The sequence below is a fragment of the Streptomyces sp. 1-11 genome, assembly GCF_007176755.1.
Taxonomy (GTDB): Bacteria; Actinomycetota; Actinomycetes; order Streptomycetales; family Streptomycetaceae; genus Streptomyces.
In genome coordinates, this window is record NZ_BJTV01000008.1 from 1 (window position 1) to 25,858 (window position 25,858).

The 25,858-nt window shown below is 74.5% G+C and carries 27 protein-coding genes; 15 read left to right on the top strand and 12 right to left on the bottom strand.

Going from position 1 to position 25,858, the window contains the following annotated elements; translation table 11 throughout:
- A partial coding sequence (locus TNCT1_RS18280; RefSeq protein ID WP_373920483.1) for a cbb3-type cytochrome c oxidase subunit I occupies positions 1-198 on the bottom strand: 198 nt, incomplete at its 3' end.
- A 106-nt stretch (positions 199-304) separates the two neighbouring features.
- Between TNCT1_RS18280 and TNCT1_RS18285 the strand changes: the two genes are divergently transcribed.
- Positions 305-868, top strand: coding sequence for an RNA polymerase sigma factor (locus TNCT1_RS18285; RefSeq protein ID WP_143633341.1), 564 nt, complete (start codon positions 305-307; stop codon positions 866-868).
- A complete protein-coding gene (locus tag TNCT1_RS18290) occupies positions 861-1,883 on the top strand; it encodes a CU044_5270 family protein (RefSeq protein WP_143633343.1) in 1,023 nt (340 codons plus the stop codon). The genes TNCT1_RS18285 and TNCT1_RS18290 overlap by 8 nt, the downstream gene beginning before the upstream one ends.
- Before the next feature lie 217 nt (positions 1,884-2,100).
- Here TNCT1_RS18290 and TNCT1_RS18295 read toward each other — a convergent pair whose 3' ends face one another.
- Together TNCT1_RS18295 and TNCT1_RS18300 are read right to left on the bottom strand one after the other, a co-directional pair.
- Positions 2,101-2,349 carry a hypothetical protein gene (locus tag TNCT1_RS18295; RefSeq protein ID WP_143633344.1) on the bottom strand — a complete coding sequence of 83 codons (249 nt, stop codon included), beginning with the start codon at positions 2,347-2,349 and terminating at the stop codon, positions 2,101-2,103.
- Positions 2,337-2,702 (bottom strand): nuclear transport factor 2 family protein, encoded by a 366-nt coding sequence (locus TNCT1_RS18300; protein WP_143633347.1) that lies wholly within the window; start codon positions 2,700-2,702, stop codon positions 2,337-2,339. Before TNCT1_RS18300 ends, TNCT1_RS18295 begins: the two co-directional genes overlap by 13 nt.
- 173 nt (positions 2,703-2,875) lie before the next feature.
- On the opposite strand from TNCT1_RS18300, the gene TNCT1_RS18305 reads away from it, so the two are divergent.
- The 6 genes from TNCT1_RS18305 to TNCT1_RS18330 all read left to right on the top strand — a co-directional run bounded on the left by TNCT1_RS18305 (position 2,876) and on the right by TNCT1_RS18330 (position 7,330).
- On the top strand, positions 2,876-3,181 hold the full coding sequence (locus TNCT1_RS18305; RefSeq protein ID WP_143633349.1) for a hypothetical protein: 306 nt from the start codon (positions 2,876-2,878) through the stop codon (positions 3,179-3,181).
- A gap of 151 nt (positions 3,182-3,332) precedes the next feature.
- Entirely contained in the window at positions 3,333-4,421 is a 1,089-nt protein-coding gene (locus TNCT1_RS18310; protein WP_143633351.1) for an S-(hydroxymethyl)mycothiol dehydrogenase, read from the top strand.
- Positions 4,421-5,050, top strand: coding sequence for an MBL fold metallo-hydrolase (locus tag TNCT1_RS18315; protein WP_143633353.1), 630 nt, complete (start codon positions 4,421-4,423; stop codon positions 5,048-5,050). The genes TNCT1_RS18310 and TNCT1_RS18315 overlap by 1 nt, the downstream gene beginning before the upstream one ends.
- A 103-nt stretch (positions 5,051-5,153) precedes the next feature.
- Positions 5,154-6,068, top strand: coding sequence for an SDR family oxidoreductase (locus TNCT1_RS18320; protein ID WP_143633355.1), 915 nt, complete (start codon positions 5,154-5,156; stop codon positions 6,066-6,068).
- A 201-nt stretch (positions 6,069-6,269) separates the two neighbouring features.
- A complete protein-coding gene (locus TNCT1_RS18325; protein ID WP_143633357.1) occupies positions 6,270-6,965 on the top strand; it encodes a L,D-transpeptidase in 696 nt (231 codons plus the stop codon).
- A 179-nt stretch (positions 6,966-7,144) separates the two neighbouring features.
- On the top strand, positions 7,145-7,330 hold the full coding sequence (locus TNCT1_RS18330; protein ID WP_143633359.1) for a hypothetical protein: 186 nt from the start codon (positions 7,145-7,147) through the stop codon (positions 7,328-7,330).
- 133 nt (positions 7,331-7,463) lie between these two features.
- On the opposite strand, the gene TNCT1_RS18335 is transcribed toward TNCT1_RS18330, so the two are convergent.
- Complete coding sequence (locus tag TNCT1_RS18335; RefSeq protein WP_143633361.1) at positions 7,464-8,849, bottom strand: S1 family peptidase; 1,386 nt, start codon at positions 8,847-8,849, stop codon at positions 7,464-7,466.
- Positions 8,850-9,001: 152 nt separating this feature from the next.
- Positions 9,002-9,832 (bottom strand): SAM-dependent methyltransferase, encoded by an 831-nt coding sequence (locus TNCT1_RS18340; RefSeq protein ID WP_143633363.1) that lies wholly within the window; start codon positions 9,830-9,832, stop codon positions 9,002-9,004.
- Between the two features lie 201 nt (positions 9,833-10,033).
- Here TNCT1_RS18340 and TNCT1_RS18345 point away from each other — a divergent pair, with 201 nt between their 5' ends.
- Positions 10,034-11,212 (top strand): MalY/PatB family protein, encoded by a 1,179-nt coding sequence (locus TNCT1_RS18345; protein ID WP_143633365.1) that lies wholly within the window; start codon positions 10,034-10,036, stop codon positions 11,210-11,212.
- An 82-nt stretch (positions 11,213-11,294) separates the two neighbouring features.
- Positions 11,295-11,681, top strand: a complete 387-nt coding sequence (locus TNCT1_RS18350) for a PPOX class F420-dependent oxidoreductase (protein ID WP_143633367.1) — start codon at positions 11,295-11,297, stop codon at positions 11,679-11,681.
- A gap of 53 nt (positions 11,682-11,734) precedes the next feature.
- On the opposite strand, the gene TNCT1_RS18355 is transcribed toward TNCT1_RS18350, so the two are convergent.
- Positions 11,735-12,151 carry a Zn-ribbon domain-containing OB-fold protein gene (locus tag TNCT1_RS18355; protein ID WP_143633370.1) on the bottom strand — a complete coding sequence of 139 codons (417 nt, stop codon included), beginning with the start codon at positions 12,149-12,151 and terminating at the stop codon, positions 11,735-11,737.
- 182 nt (positions 12,152-12,333) lie between these two features.
- Entirely contained in the window at positions 12,334-13,056 is a 723-nt protein-coding gene (locus TNCT1_RS18360; protein ID WP_143633373.1) for a TetR family transcriptional regulator, read from the bottom strand.
- A gap of 170 nt (positions 13,057-13,226) precedes the next feature.
- On the opposite strand from TNCT1_RS18360, the gene TNCT1_RS18365 reads away from it, so the two are divergent.
- From TNCT1_RS18365 to TNCT1_RS18375, 3 genes are all read left to right on the top strand, one after another.
- Positions 13,227-14,069 carry a hypothetical protein gene (locus TNCT1_RS18365; RefSeq protein ID WP_143633376.1) on the top strand — a complete coding sequence of 281 codons (843 nt, stop codon included), beginning with the start codon at positions 13,227-13,229 and terminating at the stop codon, positions 14,067-14,069.
- Positions 14,070-14,448: 379 nt separating this feature from the next.
- Positions 14,449-15,066 (top strand): peptidoglycan-binding protein, encoded by a 618-nt coding sequence (locus tag TNCT1_RS18370; protein ID WP_373920484.1) that lies wholly within the window; start codon positions 14,449-14,451, stop codon positions 15,064-15,066.
- Between the two features lie 140 nt (positions 15,067-15,206).
- Positions 15,207-15,689 carry a flavin reductase family protein gene (locus TNCT1_RS18375; RefSeq protein WP_143633380.1) on the top strand — a complete coding sequence of 161 codons (483 nt, stop codon included), beginning with the start codon at positions 15,207-15,209 and terminating at the stop codon, positions 15,687-15,689.
- Between the two features lie 76 nt (positions 15,690-15,765).
- On the opposite strand, the gene TNCT1_RS18380 is transcribed toward TNCT1_RS18375, so the two are convergent.
- The 5 genes from TNCT1_RS18380 to TNCT1_RS18400 form a co-directional block, all read right to left on the bottom strand.
- Positions 15,766-18,162 carry a SpoIIE family protein phosphatase gene (locus tag TNCT1_RS18380; protein ID WP_143633383.1) on the bottom strand — a complete coding sequence of 799 codons (2,397 nt, stop codon included), beginning with the start codon at positions 18,160-18,162 and terminating at the stop codon, positions 15,766-15,768.
- A 114-nt stretch (positions 18,163-18,276) separates the two neighbouring features.
- Positions 18,277-18,651, bottom strand: coding sequence for a hypothetical protein (locus TNCT1_RS18385; RefSeq protein ID WP_143633387.1), 375 nt, complete (start codon positions 18,649-18,651; stop codon positions 18,277-18,279).
- Between the two features lie 449 nt (positions 18,652-19,100).
- Positions 19,101-20,018 (bottom strand): MurR/RpiR family transcriptional regulator, encoded by a 918-nt coding sequence (locus TNCT1_RS18390; protein ID WP_143633966.1) that lies wholly within the window; start codon positions 20,016-20,018, stop codon positions 19,101-19,103.
- An 81-nt stretch (positions 20,019-20,099) separates the two neighbouring features.
- A complete protein-coding gene (locus TNCT1_RS18395) occupies positions 20,100-21,716 on the bottom strand; it encodes a phospholipid carrier-dependent glycosyltransferase (protein ID WP_143633968.1) in 1,617 nt (538 codons plus the stop codon).
- A 282-nt stretch (positions 21,717-21,998) separates the two neighbouring features.
- Positions 21,999-22,646: a nucleoside/nucleotide kinase family protein gene (locus TNCT1_RS18400; RefSeq protein WP_143633389.1), complete on the bottom strand. Its 648-nt coding sequence runs from the start codon at positions 22,644-22,646 to the stop codon at positions 21,999-22,001.
- Positions 22,647-22,766: 120 nt separating this feature from the next.
- Between TNCT1_RS18400 and TNCT1_RS18405 the strand changes: the two genes are divergently transcribed.
- Both TNCT1_RS18405 and TNCT1_RS18410 read left to right on the top strand, forming a co-directional pair.
- Positions 22,767-23,507 carry an HAD family phosphatase gene (locus TNCT1_RS18405; RefSeq protein WP_143633391.1) on the top strand — a complete coding sequence of 247 codons (741 nt, stop codon included), beginning with the start codon at positions 22,767-22,769 and terminating at the stop codon, positions 23,505-23,507.
- Positions 23,504-25,846 carry a glycoside hydrolase family 65 protein gene (locus TNCT1_RS18410; protein ID WP_143633394.1) on the top strand — a complete coding sequence of 781 codons (2,343 nt, stop codon included), beginning with the start codon at positions 23,504-23,506 and terminating at the stop codon, positions 25,844-25,846. Before TNCT1_RS18405 ends, TNCT1_RS18410 begins: the two co-directional genes overlap by 4 nt.
- Positions 25,847-25,858 lie beyond the last annotated feature (12 nt).

Below are 25,858 nucleotides of genomic sequence, written 5' to 3' on the forward strand. Positions count from 1 at the left end.
CATCGTGAACGCCTGGTTGAACTGCTCGTTCGACATGATCTGCAGGCCCGGACGGGCCAGCTCGGCGCGCATCAGCAGCGCCATCACGCCGCCGATCAGGAAGAACGCGAACGAGGTGACCAGGTACAGCGTCCCGATCGTCTTGTGGTCGGTGGTCGTCAGCCACCGCACGGCCCTGATGTCTCTGATCCTCTTCACGTCCCGCCTGTGTCGGCGGCCGGCCCCCCGGTCACACTCGGACGGGGCGAGAAGGATCACGCAGGAGGGGTGTGACGATCCGGGCGGTGCCGGACACGAACCGGACATGAGCAACGACGAGATCTTCGCCGCTGCCTATCGCGAGCACTACTGGGCGGTCAGCCGCTATGTCGCGAGGCGACTGCGGGGGCGGGCCGACGAGGTGGAGGAAGTGGTGGCGGAGGTGTTCACGGTCGCCTGGCGCCGCCGTGCCGACCTGCCCGCGGCGCCGCTGCCCTGGCTGTACGGGGTGGCCCGCAACTGCCTGGCGAACGCGGTACGCGGCCAGGGGCGACGGCGCCGCCTGGTGGACCGCATCGGCAACGACGAGGCCGCGCACGCCCGGCACATAGCCGCCGGCCCCGACGCGGAGGCCCCCGGCGCCTGGGTGCACGAGGCCCTGGACCGGCTGTCCCCGGCGGACCAGGAGGTGCTGCGCCTCGCGGCGTGGGAGCAACTCGGCGCCGACGAGATCGCCGTCGCCCTCGGCTGCGGCAGCCGGGCGGCGGCCATGCGGCTGCACCGGGCCCGGACCCGGCTCAGGACCGAGATCGACCGGCTGCGGCCCCCGGTCGCGGCCGTGCCCGCCCCCGCCGACGCGACCCCCCGCGAGGACGACCGACATGGCTGACGAACTCGAACTCCTGCGCCGCGCCGACCCGGTGCCGGGCGACGGCTCCTGCTTCGCGGACGGGCCGCTGGACGGGCGGGCCGAGCAGCGGCTCCGGCGGCTGCTGGACGAACCCGGCCCACGCCGCCGTGTCCGGCTGATCCCGGCGTTCCCCGGCCGGAGCCGGCGCGCCCGGCTGGCCTGGGGCCTGGCCGCCACCGCCGCCGTGCTGGCGATCGCCGTCAACGCCGTGCTCGGCGAGGCCGGCACGTCACGGGCCGTGGCCGCGCCGCGGCCGCTGACCGTCCGCGCCGGCTCCGCGCCGGTGCCGCTCGGCGACCTGGTCGCCCTCGCCGACGCCGCCGCGGCGGCGGGCGCCCCGGGCCTGCGCAAGGGCACGCACGTGCAGTCCTGGAGCCTCGGCATGAGCGACGGCGAACCGCCCGTCACCCTGCCCGAGGAGCGGGTGGTGCGCTGGCGGGCGGACGCGAGCCACACCGAACTGGTGGTGGCGACGGACCCGCGCCGGCCCGGCCGGCCCGTCCTCACCGACGAGGGCGACGAGCCGCACCTGGTGGCGGACGGCCATGTGATCAGCCGGACCACGTACCCGCCGATGTGGAGCGACGCCCCGCCCGGGAAGGCCCCGCCGCACACCGAGGCGGGCCTGCGCGCCTACCTCACCGAGCTGGCCCGCCCCCCGGCCGACCGGGACACGGCGCCGCTGAGCACGGCCGAACTGCTGGACGCCGTCGCGGAACTGCTCGACAACTGGACCCTGGGCGCCCGTGAGTCGGCGGCCGTCGTCCGGGTGCTCGCGCGCGCCGGGGGACTCCGGCCGGCCGGCGAGGTGACCGACCGCCTGGGCCGCCCCGGACGCGCCTACGTGTACGGGACCAACGGCGTCCGGCACATGCTGATCCTGCAACCGCGCACCGGCGCCGTCCTCGGCATGGAGGACACCTTCACCGAGGACGACCCCCGGTACGGCGTGCGGGCCGGGGACGTCATGGCCTACCGCGCCTGGCTGCGCTGAGCGCCTCCCGGCGGGGTGCGCGGCCCCGGTGCGGCCACCGCGACGTCCGCCTGCGCGGGGCTGCGCCCTGCTCGGCCCGGCCGCCGCCCCGCGCGGGCGGGCCGGCTCGCCCGGCACCGTCCGCCCACGGCGTGACCGGCGCCCCCGGACCGCCTCGCGGGCGGCGCCGTGCCCCGCCCGCGGCCCGGCTCACCGGGGAAGGCTCACTGGGCCCGGCTCACCGGGGTCGTATCCGCCGGTGCCGGATACGGCGGGTCCGGGGCGCGCGGGGCAGCGCGGGGCGGCGGCGCGGGCGCACGGCGCGCAGCAACGACCGGACCACGGCGGCGGACAGGTGCACACCCGCGGCGGACACCGGGGCCGACCGTCGCGGGCGGGCCCGTCCCAGTGCGGCCCGGGCCGAGAAGGTCCAGGTCAGCCGCGAGCTGACCTGGACCCTCGCGGTCTTCCTCCCTACTCGTCCCATGCCTGGATCATGATCTGCTCGGCGATCTTTCCGTCATGCAGGGTGATCATCGACTCGGCGAGGACACGGGTGCCGTCCTCGTACTCGCACGACTCGCAGTAGGCCGCGTGGTCGCCCTGGACGACGCACCGGTCCAGCCTGTGCGTCATGTCGCGGCTGTAGACGTCGTCGAGCATCGCGGCTATCTCGCCCCGGCCGCGCAGGATCTTGGGATGGCTCGGCTGGGTGTTGCGGTCGATGATGCGGATCTGCGCGTCGTCCGCGTAGAGGCACAGCAGGTTGTTCCCGGTGTTCCCCTCTATGCCGCGGCGCAGTGTCTCGGTGTCGAAGCTGGAGCCTGTCGCGGTGCCCATGGTGTGACCTCCTTCAGGCGCCCGCGGCCCGGCGGAAACAGGGCCGCCCGGGCCCACCTCCGAGGCTCCTCCGCCCCGGCGGGGTCGGCAAGCGCAGCCGGGGTGGTCCGCCTGACGGGTGAGCGGCGTCCGGCGCCCGTGTCCGGCCGGGCCCCGGTCCCGTTGCTGAGGACATGATCTCAACACGACGCATCGTCACCGCAGTCGGCCTCGCCGCCGGGGTCCTCGGCCTCGCCGCTCCCATGGCCGCCGCGGCCGGCACCGCCGCACCGGAGAGCGGCCGGCTCGACCCGGTCACCGCGCTGGACTCGCTCGCCGACACCGGGCTCCCCGCCGAGCAGCGGGACCAGGTCCCGGCCGTCTCCGAACAACTGGGCGGGCTGAACCAGCTCACCTCACCGGACGGTCTCGGGCAACTGGGCCGGATCACCGATCTGGTCGGTCCCACGAACGGGCTGCTGCCCGGCCTCGGAGGCTGAACCGCCCGCGGCCCGGGGCCGTCCCGCCCGGCGGCGGCCCCGGGCCGGAGCACTGGACCGAAAGATCCACTCCTCCCGTCGTGGCCCGTGCCGGCGCCTGCCGCCGGAGCGTAGGGTCGCACCGATAGCACTACGAGGAAGGGGCCAGGCAATGGCGCAGGAAGTACGCGGCGTGATCGCACCGGGGAAGGACGAGCCCGTACGGATCGAGACGATCGTGGTTCCGGATCCCGGACCCGGTGAAGCCGTCGTACGCGTCCAGGCCTGCGGCGTCTGCCACACCGATCTGCACTACAAGCAGGGTGGTATTTCGGACGACTTCCCCTTCCTGCTCGGTCATGAGGCCGCCGGTGTCGTGGAGTCGGTCGGCGAGGGCGTCACGGACGTGGCCCCCGGCGACTTCGTGATCCTCAACTGGCGTGCCGTGTGCGGGAACTGCCGGGCCTGTCTGCGCGGCCGCCCCTGGTACTGCTTCAACACCCACAACGCCACGCAGAAGATGACCCTGGCCGGCACCGGCCAGGAGCTCTCCCCGGCGCTGGGCATCGGCGCGTTCGCGGAGAAGACGCTGGTCGCCGCGGGCCAGTGCACCAAGGTCGACCCGGCGGTCTCGCCGGCCGTGGCCGGGCTGCTCGGCTGCGGTGTCATGGCCGGCATCGGCGCCGCGATCAACACCGGCAACGTGGGCCGCGGCGACTCCGTCGCCGTCATCGGCTGCGGCGGCGTCGGGGACGCGGCGGTCGCCGGGGCGAGGCTCGCCGGCGCGGCCAGGATCATCGCCGTCGACATCGACGACCGCAAGCTGGAGAAGGCCCGCACGCTGGGCGCCACCCACACCGTCAACTCCAAGGAGAACGACGCGGTCGAGGCCGTCCGCGAGCTGACCGGCGGCTTCGGCGCCGACGTCGTCATCGAGGCGGTCGGCCGCCCCGAGACCTACCAGCAGGCCTTCTACGCCCGCGACCTGGCCGGCACGGTCGTCCTCGTCGGCGTGCCCACCCCGGAGATGAAGCTCGAACTGCCCCTGCTGGACGTCTTCGGCCGCGGCGGCTCCCTGAAGTCCTCCTGGTACGGCGACTGCCTGCCCTCCCGGGACTTCCCCATGCTGGTCGACCTGCACCTGCAGGGCCGGCTGCCGCTCGACGCGTTCGTCACCGAGACGATCCAGCTCGACCAGGTGGAGCAGGCCTTCGAGCGCATGCACCACGGCGACGTACTGCGCTCGGTGGTGGTGCTCTGATGACCGTGCGCATCGAACGCCTGGTGACGTCCGGCCAGTTCAGCCTGGACGGCGGCACCTGGGACGTGGAGAACAACGTGTGGATCGTCGGCGACGAGCGCGAGGTGATCGTCATCGACGCCGCCCACGACGCCGAGGCGATCGCCCGGGCCGTCGACGACCGGCGCCTGACCGCCATCGTGTGCACCCACGCCCACAACGACCACATCGACGCCGCCCCCGCGCTCGCCGAGCTGACCGGCGCCACCATCTGGCTGCACGCCGACGACCTGCCGCTGTGGCGGCTCACCCACCCGGACCGCGAGCCCGACCGGCATCTTGTCGACGGCCAGGTGATCGAGACCGCCGGCGCCGATCTGACCGTCCTGCACACCCCGGGCCACGCGCCCGGCGCGGTCTGCCTGTACGACCCCGGGCTCGGGGCCGTGTTCACCGGCGACACCCTCTTCCAGGGCGGCCCCGGCGCCACCGGGCGCTCGTTCTCCCACTTCCCGACGATCATCGACTCCATCCGGGACCGGCTGCTCACCCTGCCGCCGGAGACCAAGGTCCTCACCGGACACGGCGAGTCCACGACCATCGGGGACGAGGCGCCCCACCTCGAGGAGTGGATCAAGCGGGGGCACTGATCCCCGGCGCCGCCGAAAGGGCGGTGAAAGGCGACAGGAGATGTCCGGCTTCCCCGTGAGGGTGGACGACGACAGCAGTCGTCCACGGACAAGGAGGCCGGACATGTCAGGTTCACTGCGGGGCAGGGTCGCACTGGTGGCAGGGGCGACCCGGGGCGCGGGGCGGGGCATCGCCGTGGAACTCGGGGCGGCCGGCGCGACCGTCTACGTCACCGGGCGCAGCACCCGCGCCCGCCGCTCCGAGTACGACCGTCCCGAGACCATCGAGGACACCGCCGACCTGGTCACCGAGGCCGGCGGCAACGGCGTCGCCGTCCCCGTCGACCACCTCGACCCCGCCGCGGTGCGGGCCCTGGTGGACCGGATCGCCGACGAGCGGGGCCGCCTGGACCTGCTGGTGAACGACATCTGGGGCGGCGAGAAGCTCTTCGAGTGGGACACCCCGGTGTGGGAGCACGACCTGGACAACGGGCTCAGGCTGCTCCGCCTCGCCGTGGAGACGCACGCGATCACCAGCCACTTCGCGCTGCCGCTGCTGCTGCGCCACCCCGGCGGCCTGGTGGTCGAGGTCACCGACGGCACCGCCGACCACAACCGCGACACCTACCGCGTCAACCTCTTCTACGACCTCGCCAAGGCCTCCGTGCTGCGCATGGCCTTCGCCCTGGGCCACGAGCTGGGCCCGCGCGGCGCGAGCGCGGTCGCGCTCACCCCCGGCTGGATGCGCTCGGAGATCATGCTGGACGCCTTCGGAGTGCGCGAGGACAACTGGCGCGACGCCCTGGACCGCGAACCGCACTTCGCGATCTCCGAGACCCCGCGCTACACCGGCCGCGCCGTCGCGGCCCTGGCCGCCGACCCCGGCGTGTCCCGCTTCAACGGGCAGTCCCTGTCCAGCGGCGGGCTCGCCCGGGAGTACGGCTTCACCGACCTGGACGGCAGCCGCCCCGACGCCTGGCGGTACATGGCCGAGGTGCAGGGCCCGGGACGGCCGGCCGACGTCACCGGATACCGGTGAGCGCGGCGTCGCCGTCCCGAGCGGGCACGGCCCCGGCGCCCCCGTCCCGTGACGGCGCCCAGTTCACCGTTTCGTCACAGCCTGGCCGGAACCACAACCCTCCGGCGCCCGGGCGGGTCTAGTAGTCAGGAACCGCGGGAATCGCGAAGGGGACCACCCGGGCAGAGCCCGGGCGCAAGGGGACAAGGGGAAGAGGCCGACATGGGGGACATACGCAGACGCGGTGTCGTCGCACTGGGCGTCACCGGACTGGTGGCGCCGCTCACACTCGCCTTCGGCGCGGCGCCGGCCCAGGCCGCGAGCTGCACCACACAGGCGGGTCCGTACCAGAAGCAGGTGGAGAAGTTCCTCGGCCGGCCGGTCGACGGCAGGCAGTCCGCCACCGACTGCAAGGCCATCCAGGCCTTCCAGAACAAGCACGGCATCACGCCCAACATCGGCTACGCCGGTCCCGTCACCTGGGGCGTGATGGATCTCATGAACAAGCAGAAGGCCGTCGGGAACAACCCGAACAAGGCCGGCAAGTGCCCGGTGAACAAGGGCCGGATCGCCTGCGTGAACCTCACGCTCCAGCTCAGCTGGATCCAGGACGGCAGCCGGCTGGTCTACGGGCCGGTGCCGGTGCGCACCGGCCGCGACGGCTACGAGACCCGCACGGGCCTGAAGAAGATCTACTGGCGGGACATCGACCACGTCTCCAACATCTACGACGTGCCGATGCCCTACAGCCAGTTCTTCGACGGCGGTCAGGCCTTCCACTCGGTGGGCCTGAGCATGTGGAACCCGCCCGGGTCCCACGGCTGCGTCAACATGACCACCACCACCGCCAAGAAGTACTGGTCGCTGCTGAAGAAGGGCGACGACGTCTACGTGTACGGCCGCAAGCCGGGCACCTGAGCCTGCGGGCGAGGCGGCGCTGTGATGACGGTCACGGCTTCGCCGCCCGGGCCGCCGCGCCACGGCGGCCCGGGACGCCAACTGGCATGCCCCTCTGTCCCATTGACGTGATGAGTAACACGGTCCGATATGTCCACATCGGGGGTACTTACTCACAGCGTCTTCACGCCGGGCGGCATATGCTTCACAACATGTCCACCACTGTTGCAGCCGCCTCCGAGCGATCGGCCGCGGAGGTCAACGAGGAGATCAGGGCCCTGTGGCGCCGGTCGGGCGGGACACTGACCACCGAGCAGCGCGCGGAGTACCAGCGCCTCGTACTGGAGTGGGCCCTGGCGGCCCCGCAGTCCGACCAGGCCGCCTAGGCCCTGGAACCGACCGGCGGCCGTCCCGGCCGTACCGCCAAGGGCACCCGTGAGCCACGGGTGCCCTTCTCGTCGTTCGCCCCGGGCCGGTCGTCGCGCTCATGGCCGGCCGGCCCCCTCCGTCGCCGCCCGCTCAGCCCCACGTCGCCGAGTAGTGCCGCTGGTACGCCCTGCGGTCCTGCTCGGAGCGGATGTACCGGGTCGCGACGAGAGCGATCAGGCTGCCCGCGACGACCAGCAGACCGGGCCCCACGGTCCGGGTGTCCGTGAGCCGTGCCAGCAGCGTCCGCCCCTCGTCGCCGCCCGTGACGGGCGCCGCGGAGCCGGGCGAGGCGGCGCTCGGCGCGGCGGCGCCCCGCGAGGCCGGGGCGGACGGCGCGGGGGAGGACGCCGCGCCCTGCCCGCCGCCGGCGTTCCCCGCCGACACCAGGAGCCGGACGTTCAGCGCGGTCAGCGCCTTGGTCACCGGCTGGAAGAACGTCGTGCCGCCCGTGGTGCAGTCGCCGCTGCCGCCCGAGGTGACGCCCAGCGCGACGCCCTCGGAGAACAGCGGGCCGCCGCTGTCGCCGGGTTCGGCGCACACATCGGTCTCGATGAGCCCGGTGACGGTGCCTTCCGGGTAGTTCACGGTCGCGTTCAGGGCGGTCACCCGGCCGTCGTGCAGCCCGCTGGTGCTGCCGCTGCGGAACACCCGCTGGCCCACCGACGGATCGGCGGCCCCGGTGATCCGCACGCCCTTGCCGCCGCCCACCGCGACCACGTCCGCGCCGGGACCCGCCCGGCCCGAGTCGTACCGGACCAGCGAGAAGTCGCTGCCGGGGAAGGCGCTGTTCACCGTCGTGCCGAGCCGGCGGTCGCCCCCGTTGTCGGCGAACCAGGTCGAGCCGGCGGGCCCGCAGTGGCCGGCGGTCAGGATGAAGTCCCGCTGCCCGTCGGTGACGTTGAACCCCGCCGAGCAGCGGCCGCCGGTGGACAGGATCGGCTGCGCCCCGTTCAGCCGCGCGGTGAAGGCGCCCTTCGTACGCTCCATGTGCACGAAGCCGCCGATGCCCGAGGCCACTCGGCTCATCCGGGACCAGTCGGCCGCCGACACGGTGCGGTCGGCCCGCACCACGACCCGGTTGGTGCGGTAGTCCACCGCCCACGCGGTGCCCGCGACCCGGGGCGCCGAACTCAGCGTGCCGGTGGCCGACTTGAGCTCGTCCATGCTGTGCGCCACGACCTTGGCCTCGGCCCCCGCGCCGCGCACCGTCCGAGCCGCCCGCTCGTCCGTCACCGCCACCACCGGACGGCCGTCGGCGCCCAGCCAGCTCCCCGCCGTGCGCGCCGTGCCGAGCCGGGCCACGAGCGCGGCCCCGGGACCGCCCTCCGCGCCCGCCGAGCGCAGCGGCCGGGCGGATGCCGGGGGAGTCTCGCTCGCCATCGCGGCCTGCGCGGCCATCGCACCCCCCAGCAGGAGTCCGCCGACCGCCGCCAGCCGTGTCACCCGCCTCACGACCCGTCGTCGTGCGTGCCTCATGCATGGCTCCCGAACACCGGACGCGCGATGCCCGTACCGGCATCGCGGGGGTCCCGACCGGCGTCGGGCGCCCGGCGTTCAGTACGCGGCCCGGCCCGGCGGCGTTCACCGGCGGAGACGATCGGTCCCACCGGTCCGGCGGAGCCGTGCGCTCAGCGCTTGCGCGCCACCGCGCCGAACATGGCGACCTCCTCCGGCTCCGGCCCGGCGTCGGCGTCCGGGCGCCAGCGCGAGCAGGACACCACACCCGGCTCCAGCAGCTCCAGACCGTCGAAGAACCGGGCCACGTCCTCGGGCGTGCGCTGGGTCAGCTTCGGAGTGCCGTGCTCGTTCCAGAACTTGACGGCCTCGTCCACGTCCGGCATCGCCGGACTGGTGACGGTGTGCGACAGCACCAGGTGGCTGCCGGCCGGCAGCCGGTCGGTCAACTGCCGCACCAGGCCGTACGGGTCCTCGTCGTCGCCGATGAAGATGACCACGCCGAGCAGCATCAGCGCCACCGGCCTGCTGAAGTCCAGCGTCCTGGAGGCGTGTTCGAGGACGGCGTCCACGTTGCGCAGATCCTCGTCCAGGTAGTCGGTGCGCCCCTCCGGCGTGCTGGTGAGCAGCGCCCGGGCGTGCGCGAGCACCAGCGGGTCGTTGTCGACGTACACGATCCGCGCCTCCGGCGCGATCCGCTGGGCGACCTCGTGCGTGTTGTCGGCGGTGGGCAGCCCGGTGCCGATGTCCAGGAACTGCCGGATGCCGACCTCGCCGACCAGGTGCCGTACCGCCCGGCCCAGGAACAGCCGGTCGGCGCGCGCGTAGTCCCCGATGCCCGGGTGGAGCCCGCGGATCTGGTCGCCGGCCGCGCGGTCGACCTCGTAGTTGTCCTTGCCGCCGAGCCAGTAGTTCCATATCCGGGCCGTGTGCGGCCGGCCCGTGTCGATGCGGGCGCGCAGCGACACGGCCACGTCGTTGGTGGCTGCCGGGTTGTCGGTCACGTGGGTCAGCTCCTGGTCGCCTGGTGGGGATGGTGCACCGGTCAAGACGCAATCTAGACGCCCGAGTTGACCGGTGCGGCGGACCCGGGAATTCCACGGGCGCCGCGCGTCCGCCCGGCCCGCCGCGCTGCCCGCACCACGTGCCCCACCTGCCCGGCCTGCCCCGTTTCCGCACGGAGCGCGGGAGCCTATCTTGGGCCCATGACCAGCATCCCGCACGGCACTCCAGGCGAACCCGACCCGCTGCGCGCCCTCGGACTCGAGCGGCTGCGCCGGCGTACGAGCATGAAGTGGCGCACCTACCCCGAGGACGTGCTGCCGCTGTGGGTGGCCGAGATGGACGTCCCGCTCGCCGGGCCCGTCGTCCGCGCCCTCACCGACGCGCTCGCCCTCGGCGACACCGGCTACCCGGCCGGCACGGCGTACGCCGAGGCGCTGGCCCGCTTCGCCGCCGAGCGCTGGAACTGGGACGGGATCGACATCGGGCGCACCGCGATCGTGCCGGACGTGATGCTCGGCGTGGTCGAGATGCTGAAGCTGGTCACGGGACCCGGCGATCCGGTCGTCGTCAACTCGCCCGTGTACCCGCCGTTCTACCAGTTCGTCACCCATCTGGACCGCCGGGTGGTGGAGGCCCCGCTCGGCCCCGGCGGGCGCCTCGACCTCGACCTGCTGGCGCGCACCTTCCGGGAGGCGGCGGCCGGCGGCGGCCGGGCCGCCTTCCTGCTGTGCAGCCCGCACAACCCCACCGGCACGGTGCACACCGCCGCGGAGCTCGCCGCCGTCGCGGACCTCGCCGAGCGGTACGGCGTCCGGGTCGTCGCGGACGAGATCCACGCCCCGCTCGTCGCCCCCGGCGTCACCTTCACGCCGTACCTCGGCGTGCCGGGCGCCGAGCGCGGGCTGTCGCTGATGTCCGCCTCCAAGGGCTGGAACCTGGCCGGCCTCAAGGCCGCGCTCGCCCTCGCCGGACCCGGTGCCGCCGCCGACCTGGCCCGCATGCCCGAGGAGGTGAGCCACGGTCCCAGCCACCTCGGGGTGATCGCCCACACCGCCGCCCTGAACGAGGGCGCCGGCTGGCTCGACGCCCTGCTGGCCGGGCTCGACGCCAACCGGCGGCTGCTCGTCCGCCTGCTGGCCGAGCACCTCCCGGCGATCCGCTACGACCCGGCCGAGGCCACCTACCTGGCCTGGCTCGACTGCCGGGCGCTCGGCCTCGGCGACGACCCCGCCGCGGTGTTCCTGGAGCGCGGCCGGGTCGCGCTCAGCTCCGGCCTGCCCTTCGGCACCGGCGGGGCGGGGCACGCCCGTCTGAACCTGGCGACCTCGCCGGAGATCCTCACCGAGGGGGTGCGCCGGATGGCCGCGGCGGTGGCCTGAGTCCGCCGTCGGCCGGCCGCGCGTGTGCCCCGGGCGGCCGCACGTGTGCCCGGACGGCACGGGTGCTCCTAGACTGCCGGACATGGACGACACACGGCCCGAGCGGCTCGCCGCCGGCAAGTACCTGCTGGTCACCAGCTACCGCAAGGACGGCACCCCGGTCGCCACCCCCGTGTGGGTCGTCGGGGACGGGGACGGCCTGGGCGTGTGGACCACCGCCGACAGCTACAAGGTCAAGCGGATCCGCCGGCGCGCCGACGTCCTGGTCGGCCCCTGCGACGTGCGCGGCCGTCCCACCGGCGAGCAGGTTCCGGGGACCGCCGAGATCGCCGACGCGGCCACCACCGCCCGGTACCGCGGGCTCATCGCCCGCAAGTACGGCATCGTCGGCCGGCTCACCCTGCTGGGCAGCCGGCTGCGGCGCGGCACGGACGGCACGGTCGGCATCCGGGTGACCCTCGCGCCCTGAGCGGGCCGCCGCCCCGGCAGCGGCCGTGACGAGGGCGGCCGTCCGTCGCGGCGTCAGCTCCAGGCGCGGAAGGGCTCGTCGACGAGCTGGAACACCGGCTCGCCGCGCACCGGGTCCTTGGCCGTGGAGAGCCGTACCCGGTCCCCGCTGTGGATGCCGATCGGCGGTCCCATGACCCGGCCCCGGACGACGAACCCCTCGCTCATCTCGATCAGCGAAACGTTGCGCGCGGCGGGGGTGTTGCGGTGGACCACGGTGGAGTGGCGCACCGTGCCGGTGCCCTCGCTGCGCTCGGTGCGCAGTTCGCTGCCCTGGCACACCGGACACAGCAGCCGGTGGTACGTGGCGGTGCCGCACCAGGTGCAGCGCTGGAAGTGGATGGCGTCCCTGGAGTCCGCGGCGGTGGGTTCGAGCAGGCCCGTCGCGGAGCCGGCCGCCGGATGCGAGGTGCTTGCTGAGTGGTGGTACACGCTGGTCAACTCCCTGCGCTCGGCCGGAATCCCGCGTGCCCGGCGTGAACCGGGCACGTCGCACGGCCCCGGTGCCACCGTGCACGCCCACAGATTATGGCACTCAGTGTCACTCGTAAAGGCACTCGGTACCCCGAACTTGTGGAGGTCCGGTGCGCCACGAGCGGCCGGGCGCGACCGGGTCAGACGTGGCCGGCCAGCGCCTCGAACTCCTGCACCACCCGCCACAGCGGGGTGGCCCGGCGGGCCACGAGCACGACCACGTCGTCGGGGCCGTCGTCGCCCGGCCGCGCGGCGGGGCTCACCCGCACCGGCTGGGCGAAGGCGGCCTGCACGTGTGCGAGGGCGTGGTCCACCTCGGCGCCCGCGTCGCCCCTGCCGTCCGAACGCAGCCAGGAGCGCAGGGCGTTGTTGTGCGCGGCGACCACGGCGGCCGCGACCACGTCGGCGCGCAGCGTTCCGTCGGGCCGCCCGGCGAACCGCCGGCGCAGGTACTCGGCCAGCGCGCGCTCGTAGCGCCACACCACCGACAGCTCGTAGGCGCGCAGTCCTGGAACCCGCTTGGTGAGGCGGTAGCGCTGCACGGAGAAGGTCGGGTTCTCCGCGTACATCCCGAGCACCAGCCGGGCCGCGTCGCACACCCGCCGCACCGGTTCGTCGTCCTCCGCGCTCGCGGCGAGGAACGCGGTCATGTCGGCGAGGCAGCCCTCGTGGTCGGGGAAGACCACGTCCTCCTTGGACGGGAAGTAGCGGAAGAACGAGCGGCGGCCGACCCCGGCCAGCGCCACGATGTCGTCCACGGTGGTCTGTTCGTACCCGCGTTCCAGGAAGAGCCGGAAGGCCGCCGCGACCAGGGCCTCCCGCATCGGCGGCTTCGCGGCCGGCGCCGCGCTGCTGGAGCTCATGGACGCGAACGTAGCACCAGAACCAGTCATATGACACTCAGTGCAGCCCTCGGTCCCCGAGGAGGGAACTGAGTGCTTTTTCGGGCCGGTCAGGGCGGGAGTACGAGGGGCGTAACCTTTCCGCAGCCGCCGCCGGCCCCGTTCCGCGTCACGTTCCGCCAGGAGACCGCATGCCCGCCGCCCGCCCCAGCGTTCTCTACGTCACCGACCTGGCGTACCCGGCCCGCGGCCGCCGCTACTGCGACGAGGACATCCTCCTCACCTCCCGGCTGCGCGAGCGCTTCGACCTCGCCCTGTGCCACCCGCTGGACGCGGTGGCTCTCATGGACGGCTTCGACGCCGTCGTCGTCCGCAACAGCGGGCCCGTGCTCGGCTACCAGAAGGAGTACGAGGCCTTCCGCGAGCGGGCGCTCGCCACCGGGGCCCGGGTGTACAACCCGCTCACCGGCAAGGCGGACATGGCGGGCAAGCAGTACCTGCTCGACCTGAGCGCGGCCGGCTTCCCCGTCATACCGACCGTCGACCGCGCCGCGGACCTGCACCGGCTGCCCGCGGCCGAGCGCTACGTCGTCAAGCCCAAGCTCGGCGCCGACTCCCTGGGCCTGCGGATCCTGCCCGCCGGCCGGCTCGACGGGCTCGCCGACGGCACGGTCCTCGTCCAGCCGTGCGTCGACTTCGCCTACGAGGTGTCCTTCTACTTCATGGACGACGACTTCCAGTACGCCCTGTACGCCCCCGACCCGGAACGCCGCTGGGAGCTCACGCCGTACCCGGCCACCGCCGCCGACCTCGAGTTCGCCCGGCGCTTCGTGGACTGGAACGGTCTCGGCCAGGGCATCCAGCGCGTCGACGCCTGCCGCGCCCCCGACGGCGAGCTGCTGCTGGTCGAGCTGGAGGACCTCAACCCCTACCTGTCCCTGGACGCGCTGCCGGAGGAGGCCCGGGAGGCCTTCGTCGGCGCGCTGACCTCGTCCCTGGTCCGGTTCGTCCAGCAGGCGCCCGTCCCGGCCTGAACGGGGCCGCCGCCCGCGCCGTATCCCAGGCCGGGGACCGCGCACGTGCGTACGCACGGGACGGAAGGAGAGCAGGGTGCCGACACCGCCCGAGCCTGAACAGCCGCGCCCCGGACCGGTGCTTGAGCCGGTCCGCGTCCTGCGCCCGCGCCGCTTCGACGCCCTCGCCGAGCTGATGCGCGAGATGCACCCGGACCCGGGGCCGCCCGAGCCGGGGCCGCCCCGGCCAGGGCCTGGGGGACCGGGGGCGGACCGGCCTGGACCGAGGGGGCCTGGAGCGGACCGGGCCGGACCGAGGGAGCCGGGAGCCGACCGGCTTACACCGCGGGACCCGGGAGCCGACCGGGCAGGACCGAAAGAGCCGGGAGCGGACCGGCGGTTGCCGCACGCAAGCGTGCCGCACGGTCCGGTCGCCCGGCACGGGGTGTACGAGTCCTTCGGCCCGGCGCCCGGCGCGCCCCCGGCCGCCGAGGACGAGACCCAGGAACTGCCGCCTGTCCCCGCCGCCCCGCGAGCCGCCGCCCCGCGAGCCGGCGGCCCCGGCCCCGGCCCCGGAGCGCGCCGTGCCGCCCTCGCCCTCGCGGTCGCCGCGGCCGCGCTCGTCGGCTTCGGCTGCGCCCTGCTGCTGCCCGCCCGCCAGGACGCCACCGCCGCCCCGCGGCCCTCCCGCTCCGCGGCGCCGGCCCCGGCCGACCCCGCCCCGGCCACCCCCGCCCCGGCCGACCCAGCGGGCACCGCCTCCACCGACCCGGACGGCCCCGGCACGCTCCGGCAGGGCGACACCGGACCCGAGGTCACCGAACTGCAGCAGCGGCTGCTGCGCGTCCCCGACGTCTACCGCGACGGCTCCACCAGCGGCACCTACGACGCCCCGCTCACCGAGGCAGTGGCCCGCTTCCAGCTCTGGTACGGCATCAGCGGCGACGAGACCGGCGTCTACGGGGACGACACCCGCCGGGCGCTGGAGTCCCGCACGGTACCCGGCGCCGACGGCTGACCCGGCGGGGCCGCGACACGCTGCTGGCGCCTGCGGTTCGGCCCGGCCCCGCCGGGGCACTCCGACCGCATCCGACGCCTCCGGCAGGGCGTCCGCGACCCCGGAGCGCGGAGCGCCGGTGCGGAGGGGAGCTGGGTGGCATGACGGACGTGAAGGGCTTCTTCCGGCGGCTGGATCCGGACCTGTGCGTGGTGACGGCCGCCGCGGGCGGCGAGCGGGCCGGCTGTCTCGTGGGCTTCGCCTCGCAGTGCTCCATGCGGCCGCCGAGGTTCACCGTGTGGCTGTCCAAGGCCAACCGCACCTACGAGGTCGCCCGGGCCGCACGCTGCCTCGCCGTGCACCTGCTCACCGCCGACCAGCGGGCACTGCTGGAGATCTTCGGCGGCGAGACCGGCGACGAGGTCGACAAGTTCGCGCGGGTGCCCTGGCATGAGGGGCCGGACAGCGCCGTCGTGCTGCGCGACGCGGCGGCCTGGTTCGTCGGCACCGTCCTGAGCCGCACCGACGGCGGCGACCACGTCGGCTTCGTCCTCGACCCGGTGCGGGGCGGCGGGGGCCGCGGCGGGCCGCTGCTCCGGCTGTCCGACGCCAAGCCCGTCGAGCCCGGCCACCCGGTGGCCTGAACCGCCGGCCCGCACGGGCGCGGCCGGCACACGCCGCCCCGCTACCCCTCTGCCGGCGGCATCCGGATGCGACCGGCTACTCCTCCGCCGACGGCATCCGGATGTCCAGCACGCACACGTCGTCCCGCCGCTCGCCGGGCACCATGGCGGCGAGCAGCGCCTCCAGCGACCCGTCCGCGCCGTGCTCGTGCGCGTGCACCGCGTCGGCCATGCGGGCCAGGCCGGTGTCGATGCCCTCGCCGGGGCGCTCCACCAGGCCGTCGGTGTACAGCAGCAACCGGTCCCCGGGCTCCAGGCGGAGCTGGGCCGACTCGTAGACCGGCTCCGCGGTCGCGCCGAGCAGGATGCCGCGGGGGCGGTCGAGGTAGCGCACCTCGCCGTCGCGCACCAGCAGCGGCGGCGGATGGCCGGCCTGGGTCCAGGCGAGGACGCGGGCCGTCCGGTCGTAGCGGGCGAGCACCATGGTGGCCGTGGACCGGGCGTCCCGCGTCTGCAGCAGGAGCTGGTTCAGCCGCGCCAGCGCCCCGGTCAGCGAGGAACCCGTGCTGACCATGCCCTTGGCGGTGAACCGGAGCTGCGCCATGGTGGCCACCGCGCCGACGCCGTGACCGGCCACGTCGCCCACCACGAACAGCGCGGCGTCGTCGGGGAGTTCTATGGCGCTGAACCAGTCCCCGCCGACGTGCACGCCGGACTGGGCGGGCAGGTAGGCGACCTCCACGCGCAGCCCGGCCAGCCGCACCGGCTCGCTGGGCAGCGGCAGCAGCGCGTGCTGCAGCCGGGTGGCCAGCGCCCGCTCGGCCTGCAGGACCCCGCGCTGCAGCAGCATCTCGCGTTCGCTCTCGGCCAGGGCGAGTTCGGCGCTGCGCTGCGCGGTGAGGTCCTGGACGAAGCCGTGCACCTCGGCGAGGGCGCCGTCCGGAGCCGTCACCGCCTCGGCGACCATCCGGAGGTGCCGCACCTCCCGCGGGCCCTGGACGCGGAACGGCACGTCGAACCACTTCGCCCGCCGGGCGAGTTCGGTGACCGCGCGGCGCAGCGCCGGCGCGTCCTCGGGCAGCGCGAGGCCGGGCAGGTCCTCCAGGGCGACCGGTCCGCGCGCGGGGTCGCGGCCGAGCACCGCGTAGACCTGCGCGGACCAGGTGATCTCCTCGTTGACCAGGTTCCAGTTGGCCCAGCCGAGGTTGCCGAGCCGCTGGACGTCGGCCAGCCGCTGCTTCTGCAGCTCCGCGGGGTCGTGCCGCAGCCAGGACACCAGGAGTCCGTCGCCGTACGCCGCCGCCCGCACCGAGTAGATGCCGCTCACGGGCACCCGGTCGGTGATGTCCTGGTAGGCGAACGGCTCGCTCTCGAACGGCGTCCCGGTGGTGAGCGCGTCCAGGTAGCCCTGCCACAGCGGCTCGCCCGCGACGGTCGGATAGCTCTCCAGGATGTGGCTGCCGACCATCTCCCGGCCCGCCCGGCCGAACACGTCGACCGCTTCGGGGGTGGCGGCGTCGATGCGGTAGTCCTCCACCTCGCCGGAGGCGGCGCGTAGCGGGGTCAGCAGGATCGCCGCCCCGGGCAGGGCGTCGAGCACCGGCTGCACGGTACGGGCGGCGGCGTGGACGAGGTGTTCCGGCGGGGCGTCGAAGGCGCGCAGCCGGCCCGCGCACAGCCGGGCGACGGCCCGCAGCAGCTCCCGCTCACGGGTGTCGAACGGTCCGTCCTGCCGGCGCAGCACGCCGAGCGCGGCACCGGACGCGTCCCCGCCCGGCACCGGCAGCCAGGCCCGCGACGGCCAGCGCTCGGGCGGATCGCCGATCAGCAGGAAGCGCTCCCGGTCCGCGGCCGGGTCCTCGAGCCAGCGCGGCTCGCCGGCCCGCAGGGCGTCGAGCGGGGGGATGCCGGAGAGCGGCGGTACGTGGTGCCACTGGGCGGCGAGGGTCGGCTCGATCCCGGCGTGCCCGAGCAGTTCGAGTCCGCCCGCGGGCAGCCGCCCGTAGAGCATGACGGCGTCGGCGCCGGCCTCGGGCGCCAGGTGCTCCAGCAGGCACGCGGCCAGCTCCTGCGGCGAGCCGACCCGGACCAGGGCCCGGCCCACGCGCCCCAGGACGTCGATCAGGTCGCCGGTGCCGGCGGCCGGGGGGTCCCAGCGGCCGGCGGCCGGGGGCAGGGCGGGTTCCGCGGCGGCGGCCCGCTTGACCGGCAGCAGGGCGCCGAGGGTGAGCCAGCACTCCTCCAGGAGCGTGCGGCGCCCGGTCTTGGCGCGCCGCACCAGTTCGTCGTGCGCGGCGTCCGGGGAGCAGCCGGTCGTCGCCATGAGGGCGCCCGTGGCCCGCTCCAGCAGGGCCGACGTCGCCGCCTGGTCCCGCAGCCGCTCGAGCTGCGCGCGTTGCCGGGCCACGACTCTGGCCAGCGCCGCCACGTCGGCGCGCGTGCCGGGGTCCGCTGGGGGCACGGGCTCGCTCGTCACGGGTCGAGCATCGCACATCCGGGCCCCTGGATCACTCGTCTGCCGCATCGGCCTCTCCGGCTCGCGGAGGCTGTGCGCACCGGCCGTGGAAGGGCGGCCCTTGGCCAGGGGCGGAGTGCCCGGCCGTCGCGTTCAGCGTCCGGCGCCGCGTCCGGCCAGTGCCTCGCTGACCGCGCGGACACTGCGCGCGATGTGCTGGAGCTGCATGACCTCGGCGGCGTACAGCTTGATCGTGTGTTCGATGACCGACTCCGGCAGTCCGAGCACGGGCAGTTCGGACCGGGCCGTCTGCAGCGCGGTCCGCGCCACCCGGATCTCCTGCCCGACCTGGATCTGAGCGTGCCGCGCGAGCAGGACGGGATGCCGGATCATCGCCGGGTAGCTGCCGTAGCGCGCCGGGACCAGTTCGCGCAGCCACTTGGCCGCCGAGCGTTCCCAGTCGTAGGTGCCCGGTGTCTTGACCTGACAGGGCCAGTCGGGACTGATGCGCGTGGTGGTCAGGGGCATGGGTCTTCGCTTCCGGTGTGCGGCTCGTGCGGGTGGTCCGCCGGTCGGGGCGGCCCCGGCCTAGGGGATGACCGGGGCCGCCACGGGCGCGCCGCCGGGGCGGTGCGCCACCGGACGTCCCTGGCGCCGCCGTGGGTAGGGAACGGCGGCTCGGGGCGTCCGAGCGGGAGCCCCGGACGAGGACCGGCGCGTCGTGCGGGCTTGGCTGCGCATGCGGTACGTCGTCCTTCTCGGGGCGGTTCGCGGGGCGGGCCCGCGGAGGCGGACCTCCCCGGAGCGGGCCGGGTGCGATCCGTGAGCAGTATTTATATATGCCATCGGCTTGGCAAGACGTATGAAAACATTCATGCGCGGTATGGGCTGAATGATCCCCGTACGGCGAAAGATTTGCGTGCCGGTGGCCCGCGGCGGGGAAGATCTGGCCCGGACCGGGCCGCCCGGCGGAAGGATCAGTCCCGGAGGAAGAAGTGGTGCTGGTCCGCGCCCTGTTCGTACTTCTCCAGACGCGCCTGGGTGCGCTCGGGGTCGGCGTCGGTCATGGCCTGCAGGATCGCCGAGGCCAGCACACCGGGCGCGGCGTAGGAGTCGAACACCAGCCGGGAACCGGTGCCGGTGGCGAAGACGGTGTCGGCCTCCTCGGCCAGCGGGCCGAGCGCCAGGTCGGTGATCAGGGCGACCTTCAGCCCCGCCTCCCTGGCCACCCGCAGCGCGGTGAGCGTCTCCTTCGCGTGCCGTGGCATGGAGAACGCCAGCATCCAGGTACCGCCCGCCTCACGGGCCTGCAGCAGGGTGTCGTAGGCCACGCTGCCCCCGCGCGTCACCAGCCGCACGTCGGGATGGATGCGGCGGGCGGCATAGCCGAAGTACTCCGCCAGCGACACCGAGATGCGCAGGCCCAGAACGGTCAGCGGGGTGGAGCGGGACAGCTCCCGGCCGACCCGGATCACCCGGTCGGGGTCGGCGACGTCGCGACGCAGGTTCTCCAGGTTCTGGATCTCGGCGTCCACCGCGGCCTGCAGCTCGTTCGCCCGGTTCTCCTCGCCGGGCCCGCCGGCCAGGGCGCTCAGCGCGATCGACTGGAGCTTCTCCCGCAGCGCCGGGTAGCCGCTGAAACCGACGGCGGCCGCGAAGCGGGTGACGGAGGGCTGGCTGACGCCGACGCGGTCCGCCAGCTCGGTGATCGACAGGAAGGCGGCCTCGGTGATGTGCTCGATCAGGTACTGGGCGACCCGGCGCTGCCCCGGCGACAGTTGCGGGCCGTCGAAGAGCTCCCTGAGCTGGGAGGTCGGAGCCGCCTCGGCCTCCGGCACCGCCTTGCCCGAGGTGATCGCTGATGCCTGGGCGCGTGCCTGCTGCGGCGAGGGCACCGGTCCGCCTCCATTGTCTCCCACGACCACTCAACATAGCTCACCGGCCTTCATGAGCAGGGGGTTTACCGGGCTGCGGACTCACCGCCGGTACAGGGTGATGGAGTGCCCGACCTCGCCGACCGGACGGCTGGAGCCGATCAGTTCCGCCAGCCCGCCGCGCGCCTTCGCGGCCGCGGAGTCGGACACGGCCAGCAGCCCGTGCACCCGCTCCGGCGCCACCGCGCGCGGATCGCGGGCGGTGATCCCGTAGTACGACGGCACCCCGCTGCCCTTGTAGACCAGCCACATCCGCTCGCCCGGGTACCGCTGCCGCAGCCGGGCGGCGAGCCGGCCCAGGTCCTGGCCCCAGTCCACGTTGGAGTCGTGCAGCAGCCGGTGGGTGCGGGCGGGACCGCCGAACGCCTCGTTGGCGTACGGCAGGTAGTACGGGAAGGTGCGCAGCGAACTCACCGCCACCAGCAGCACCAGCAGCCCCACCGGGGCACCGGTCCGCCGCCGGCGCACCGCGAGCACGCACGCTCCGGCCACCGCGAGGAACACCGGCACGAACACCGCGTACCGGGTGCCGAGGTCGCGGGAGCCGGTCATCGCCGCCGCCAGCAGCACGGCGGGCGGCAGGAGCAGGTACGGCGCCACCGGCCGCAGTCGCCGCACCGCCACGGCCAGGACGGCGCCCGCCGCGCCCAGCGCCAGCAGCCCGAGCGGCGTCTTCACCAGCAGCGCGGCCGGCAGGTAGTACCAGCGCGAGCCCGTGTAGACGTGCCCGAAGAGGTAGCCCTGCCAGTGCTGGTTCTCCAGGCCGAACTGCAGCCGCATCCCGGCCCGGTACGCGGGCGGCAGCGGCAGCAGGTCCGTGAGGAGCCCGCGCAGGCCGTGCACGGCCGGCACCGGCTCGGTCGGGTCGAACCGCAGCCGCGGATCGACCGCCAGATAGCTCGCCCAGACCACTGCCACCGCCGCCACCGCCACGGCCGTGGCCGCCCCGGCCGACCGGAGCGCCCGCCCGCCGCGGCCCGCACCCCACACCGACACCACCGCCAGCAGCATCACGACCGGTACGGCCGGCAACGTGCTCATCCTGGTCGCCACCGCCGCCCCGAGCGCCACGCCGGACAACGGCAGGCAGAGCAGGGGCCGGCGCCGCGCCCGCCACACCAGCCACGCCGACGCCAGCACGAAACCCGCCGCCGGCACGTCGAGGGTGGCCAGCGAGCCGTGCGCGATCACATCGGGGGAGAAGGAGTACAGCGCGAGCCCGGCCAGCCCGCCCGCCGTGCCCGCCACGTCCCGTGCGAACGCGAACACCACCAGACCGGACAGCAGGGTCAGCGCGATCACCGGGAGCCGGGCCCACAGCATCAGCCGCCAGGGGTCGTTGCCCGACTCGTACAGCAGGTGCCGGCCCACCTCGCCCTGGTCGCCGGCGAAGGCCGGGTCGTAGCGCGGATCCGCGACCGCCACCCCGGCCGCGATCAGCAGCTTGCCGAGCGGCGGATGCTCGGGGTTGTAACGCACCCGGTGCTCGCGCAGGTAGTCGGTGGCCGTGGCCACGTACACGGGCTCGTCGATGGTGGGCGTCTGCTGGACGGCAGCCGTGACCATCGCGGCCGCCATCTGGCCCAGCAGCAGCGCCACCAGCAGCGGCACCGGCCACCTCCGGTACCGCGACAGCCGGGCGAGCCGGCCCGGCCACATCCGGACCCACGCCGGACCGCGGTCACCGGCCGCCTCCGGCACCAGGACCGCATCGGCCGCGCGGCTTCCCGGCACGGGGGCCTTATCGGGCGTGGGGCCCGTGCGGCTGCCCGGCGTGGCGGTCGTCCCGCCCGCGTCGGCCCCGTGCTGTTCGCGCGCCGTCATCCGTACCGCTCCCGCCGCCGGGGCGCCGCCGCTGCCCGGGTCGCACCGGCCGGTCCTCCGCCCCGCACACGGGTACGGCCGGCGGCCCGGAGCGGTTCAACCCCGGCGTCGCGCCGCCTACGGCGTGGGCAGCGCACCGGCCGGCACCACCAGGTCCGCCCGGTCCCGCGTCGTCGCGATCAGGTCGGCGTTGCGCTGGTCCGTGCCGCGCACCCAGGCCTCCGCCGCCGCGCGCTCCTTGCCGAACTCCACGTGCCGGTCAACGAGCCGCCGGATCCGCTCCTCCTCGTCGATCTCGCAGAACCACACCTCGTCCAGGCACGCCCGCACCCGGCCCCACGAACCCTCGCGCAGCAGCAGGTAGTTGCCCTCGGTCACCACCAGCCGCGCGGTCGGCGGCACCGGGATCGAGCCCGCGAGCGGCTGCTCCAGCACCCGCTCGAAGCCGGGCGCGTACACCACCTCGCCGGTCTCCTCGCGCAGCCGCCGCAGCAGGGCCGCGTACCCGGCCGCGTCGAACGTGTCCGGTGCGCCCTTGCGGTCTCGGCGGCCCAGCCGGTCGAGTTCGGCGTCGGCCAGGTGGAAGCCGTCCATCGGCACGTGCGCCACCCAGGGCGGCCCGCCGGAGTTCAGGGCCCGTACCAGATGTTCGGCCAGGGTCGTCTTGCCGGCGCCCGGACCGCCCGTGACACCGAGCAGGGCGCGCCGCCCGTGGCCGGCGAGGGCGCGGGCACGGACGAGGAGGTCGTCGAAGGTCAGCGGCACACCGGAGAGTCTGTCACCCGCGGTCCGGCCGGGTGGGACCGCGGTGTGCGGGCGCACTTCCTTCGGCCGTGTGGTCCGCGACACCCACTGGACCGCGCCCGACGGGGAACAGTGCTGAGTATGACTCAGCTCGGTCTGCCCGATTCCATCCAGGCCTGCCTCTTCGACCTCGACGGGGTCGTCACCAGGACGGCCGTCGTGCACGCGGCCGCCTGGAAGGAGACCTTCGACGCCTTCCTCAGTTCCTACGAGGGCGAGCGGGGAAGGCCGTTCGACGAGGTCGCCGACTACGACGAGTACGTCGACGGACGCCCGCGCGCCGACGGGGTCCGCGCCTTCCTCGAATCGCGTGGCATCCACCTGCCCGAGGGCGGTCCCGACGACCCGCCGGACGCCTCCACCGTGCACGGCCTCGGCAACCGCAAGAACGTGCTGCTGCTGGAGAAGATCCGCACCGGCGGCGTGGAGGCCTACGAGGGCACCCTGCGCTACCTGGAGGCGGTGCGCGCCGCCGGACTGCGCACCGCGATCGTCTCCTCCAGCGCCAACTGCCGTGACGTACTGCGGTCCGTCGGCGCCGAGCACTTCTTCGACGTGCGCATCGACGGCGTCGTCGCCGCCGAGCGGAGCCTGCCGGGCAAGCCCCGCCCCGACACCTTCCTCGCCGCCGCCCGCGACCTGGGCGTCGAGGCGGACCGGGCGGCCGTCTTCGAGGACGCGCTGGCCGGCATGGACGCGGGCCGGGCGGGCGGCTTCGGATACGTCGTCGGCGTCGACCGGACCGGACAGGGCGAGGCGCTGTACGCGCACGGCGCGAGCGTCGTCGTCAAGGACCTCGCCGAGCTGGGAGGCAAGCGGTGATCACCCACCGGTCGTACACGGTCGAGCCGTGGGCGGTACGCGAGACGGAGCTGAACCTCGACGTCCTCGCGCAGAGCGAGTCGGTGTTCGCGCTGTCCAACGGGCACGTCGGCTGGCGCGGCAACCTGGACGAGGGCGAACCGCACGGCCTGCCCGGCAGCTACCTCAACGGGGTGCACGAGCTGCACCCGCTGCCGTACGCCGAGGCCGGCTACGGCTATCCGGAGTCCGGGCAGACGGTCATCAACGTCACCAACGGCAAGATCATCCGGCTGCTGGTCGACGACGAGCCGTTCGACCTGCGCTACGGCCGGCTGGTCCGGCACGAGCGGGTGCTGGACCTGCGCCGCGGGGTGCTGGAGCGCACCTGCGAGTGGACGTCCCCGGCCGGTTCGACGGTCCGGGTGCGCTCCACCCGGCTGGTGTCGCTGACCCAGCGGGCGGTCGCCGCGGTGGCGTACGAGGTGGAGGCGGTGGGCAGCCGCAGCCGGGTGGTGATCCAGTCCGAGCTGGTCGCCAACGAACAGCTCCCCGGCGCGAGCGGCGACCCGCGCGCGGCGATGGCGCTGCAGTCGCCGCTGGAGCAGGAGGACGGCTTCGCCTCCGGCGACCGGCTGCGGCTGGTGCACCGCACCCGACGCAGCGGCCTGCGGGTGGCGGTGGCCGCCGACCACGTGGTCACCGGCCCCGAGCGCACCACGACCCGCAGCGAGGCGGACATCGACGTGGCCCGGCTGACCGTCACCTCCGTGCTGGAGCCCGGCCAGACGCTGCGGATGGAGAAGATCGTCGCCCACGGCTGGTCCGGCACCCGCTCGCTGCCCGCGATGGCCGACCAGGTCGACGCGGCCCTCGCGGCCGCCGCGCACGACGGCTGGCGGGGGCTGCTGGACGACCAGCGGGCCCACCTGGACGACTTCTGGGACCGCGCGGACGTCGAGGTGGACGGCGACGAGGAGATCCAGCAGGCCGTGCGGTTCGCGCTCTTCCACGTGCTGCAGGCGGGGGCGCGCGCCGAGCGGCGCGCCATACCCGCCAAAGGGCTGACCGGCTCCGGGTACGACGGGCACGCCTTCTGGGACACCGAGATGTTCGTGCTGCCCGTCCTCACCCACTCCGCCCCCGAGGCGGTCGCCCAGGCGCTGCGCTGGCGGCACAGCACCCTGGACGAGGCCCGCGAGCGCGCCGCCCAACTCGGGCTCGGCGGGGCCGCGTTCCCCTGGCGGACCATCCAGGGCGCGGAGGGTTCGGCCTACTGGCCGGCCGGCACCGCGGCCTTCCACGTGAACGCCGGCATAGCCGACGCCGTCCTGCGCTACGTCGAGGCCACCGGGGACCTGGACTTCGAGCGCGAGGCGGGGGTGGAGCTGCTGGTGGAGACGGCCCGCCTGTGGCGCTCGCTGGGCCACCACGACCACCACGGCGTCTTCCACATCGACGGTGTCACCGGACCCGACGAGTACAGCGCGGTCGCCGACGACAACACGTACACCAACCTGATGGCACGCCAGAACCTGCTCGCCGCGGCGGACTGCGTCGAGCGGCACGGGCGCGAGGCGCAGCGCCTCGGTGTGGACGAGGAGGAGAGCGCGGCCTGGCGGGACGCCGCCCAGGCCATCCATATCCCCTTCAACGACGAACTCGGCGTGCACGAGCAGCACGCCGGCTTCACCCGCTACCAGCGCTGGGACTTCGCCGGCACCCGCCCCGAGCAGTACCCGCTGCTGCTGAACTTCCCCTACTTCGACCTCTACCGCAAACAGGTCGTCAAGCAGGCCGACCTGGTGCTGGCGATGTACACGTGCGGCGCCTTCTTCGACGACGAGCAGGTGGCCCGCAACTTCGCCTACTACGAGCCGCTGACCGTGCGCGACTCCTCCCTGTCCGCCTGTGTCCAGGCCGTCGTCGCCGCCCAGGCCGGGCACCTGCGGCTCGCCTACGACTACACGGCCGAGGCGGCCCTGATGGACCTCGCGGACCTGGAGCACAACACCCGCGACGGGCTGCACATCGCCTCCCTGGCCGGTACGTGGATGGCGCTGGTCGCGGGCTTCGGCGGGATGCGCCAGGACGGCGAGGGCCTGCGCTTCACGCCCCGCCTGCCGGAGCGGCTGCGCCGGGTCGCGTTCCGCCTGCAGTACCGCACCCGCCGCCTGCACGTGGAGATCGGCGCCGAGAAGGCCACCTACACGCTCCTCGCCGGGCCCCCGCTCAGGCTCCACCACCACGGGGAGGCGCTGACGGTCGCCGCGGACGAGCCGGCCGTGCGCGCCGTGCCGCCGGTGCGCCCGCGTACCGTTCCCCGGCAGCCCGCGCACCGGGCGCCGAGCAACCGGTGAACGCCGGTCCGG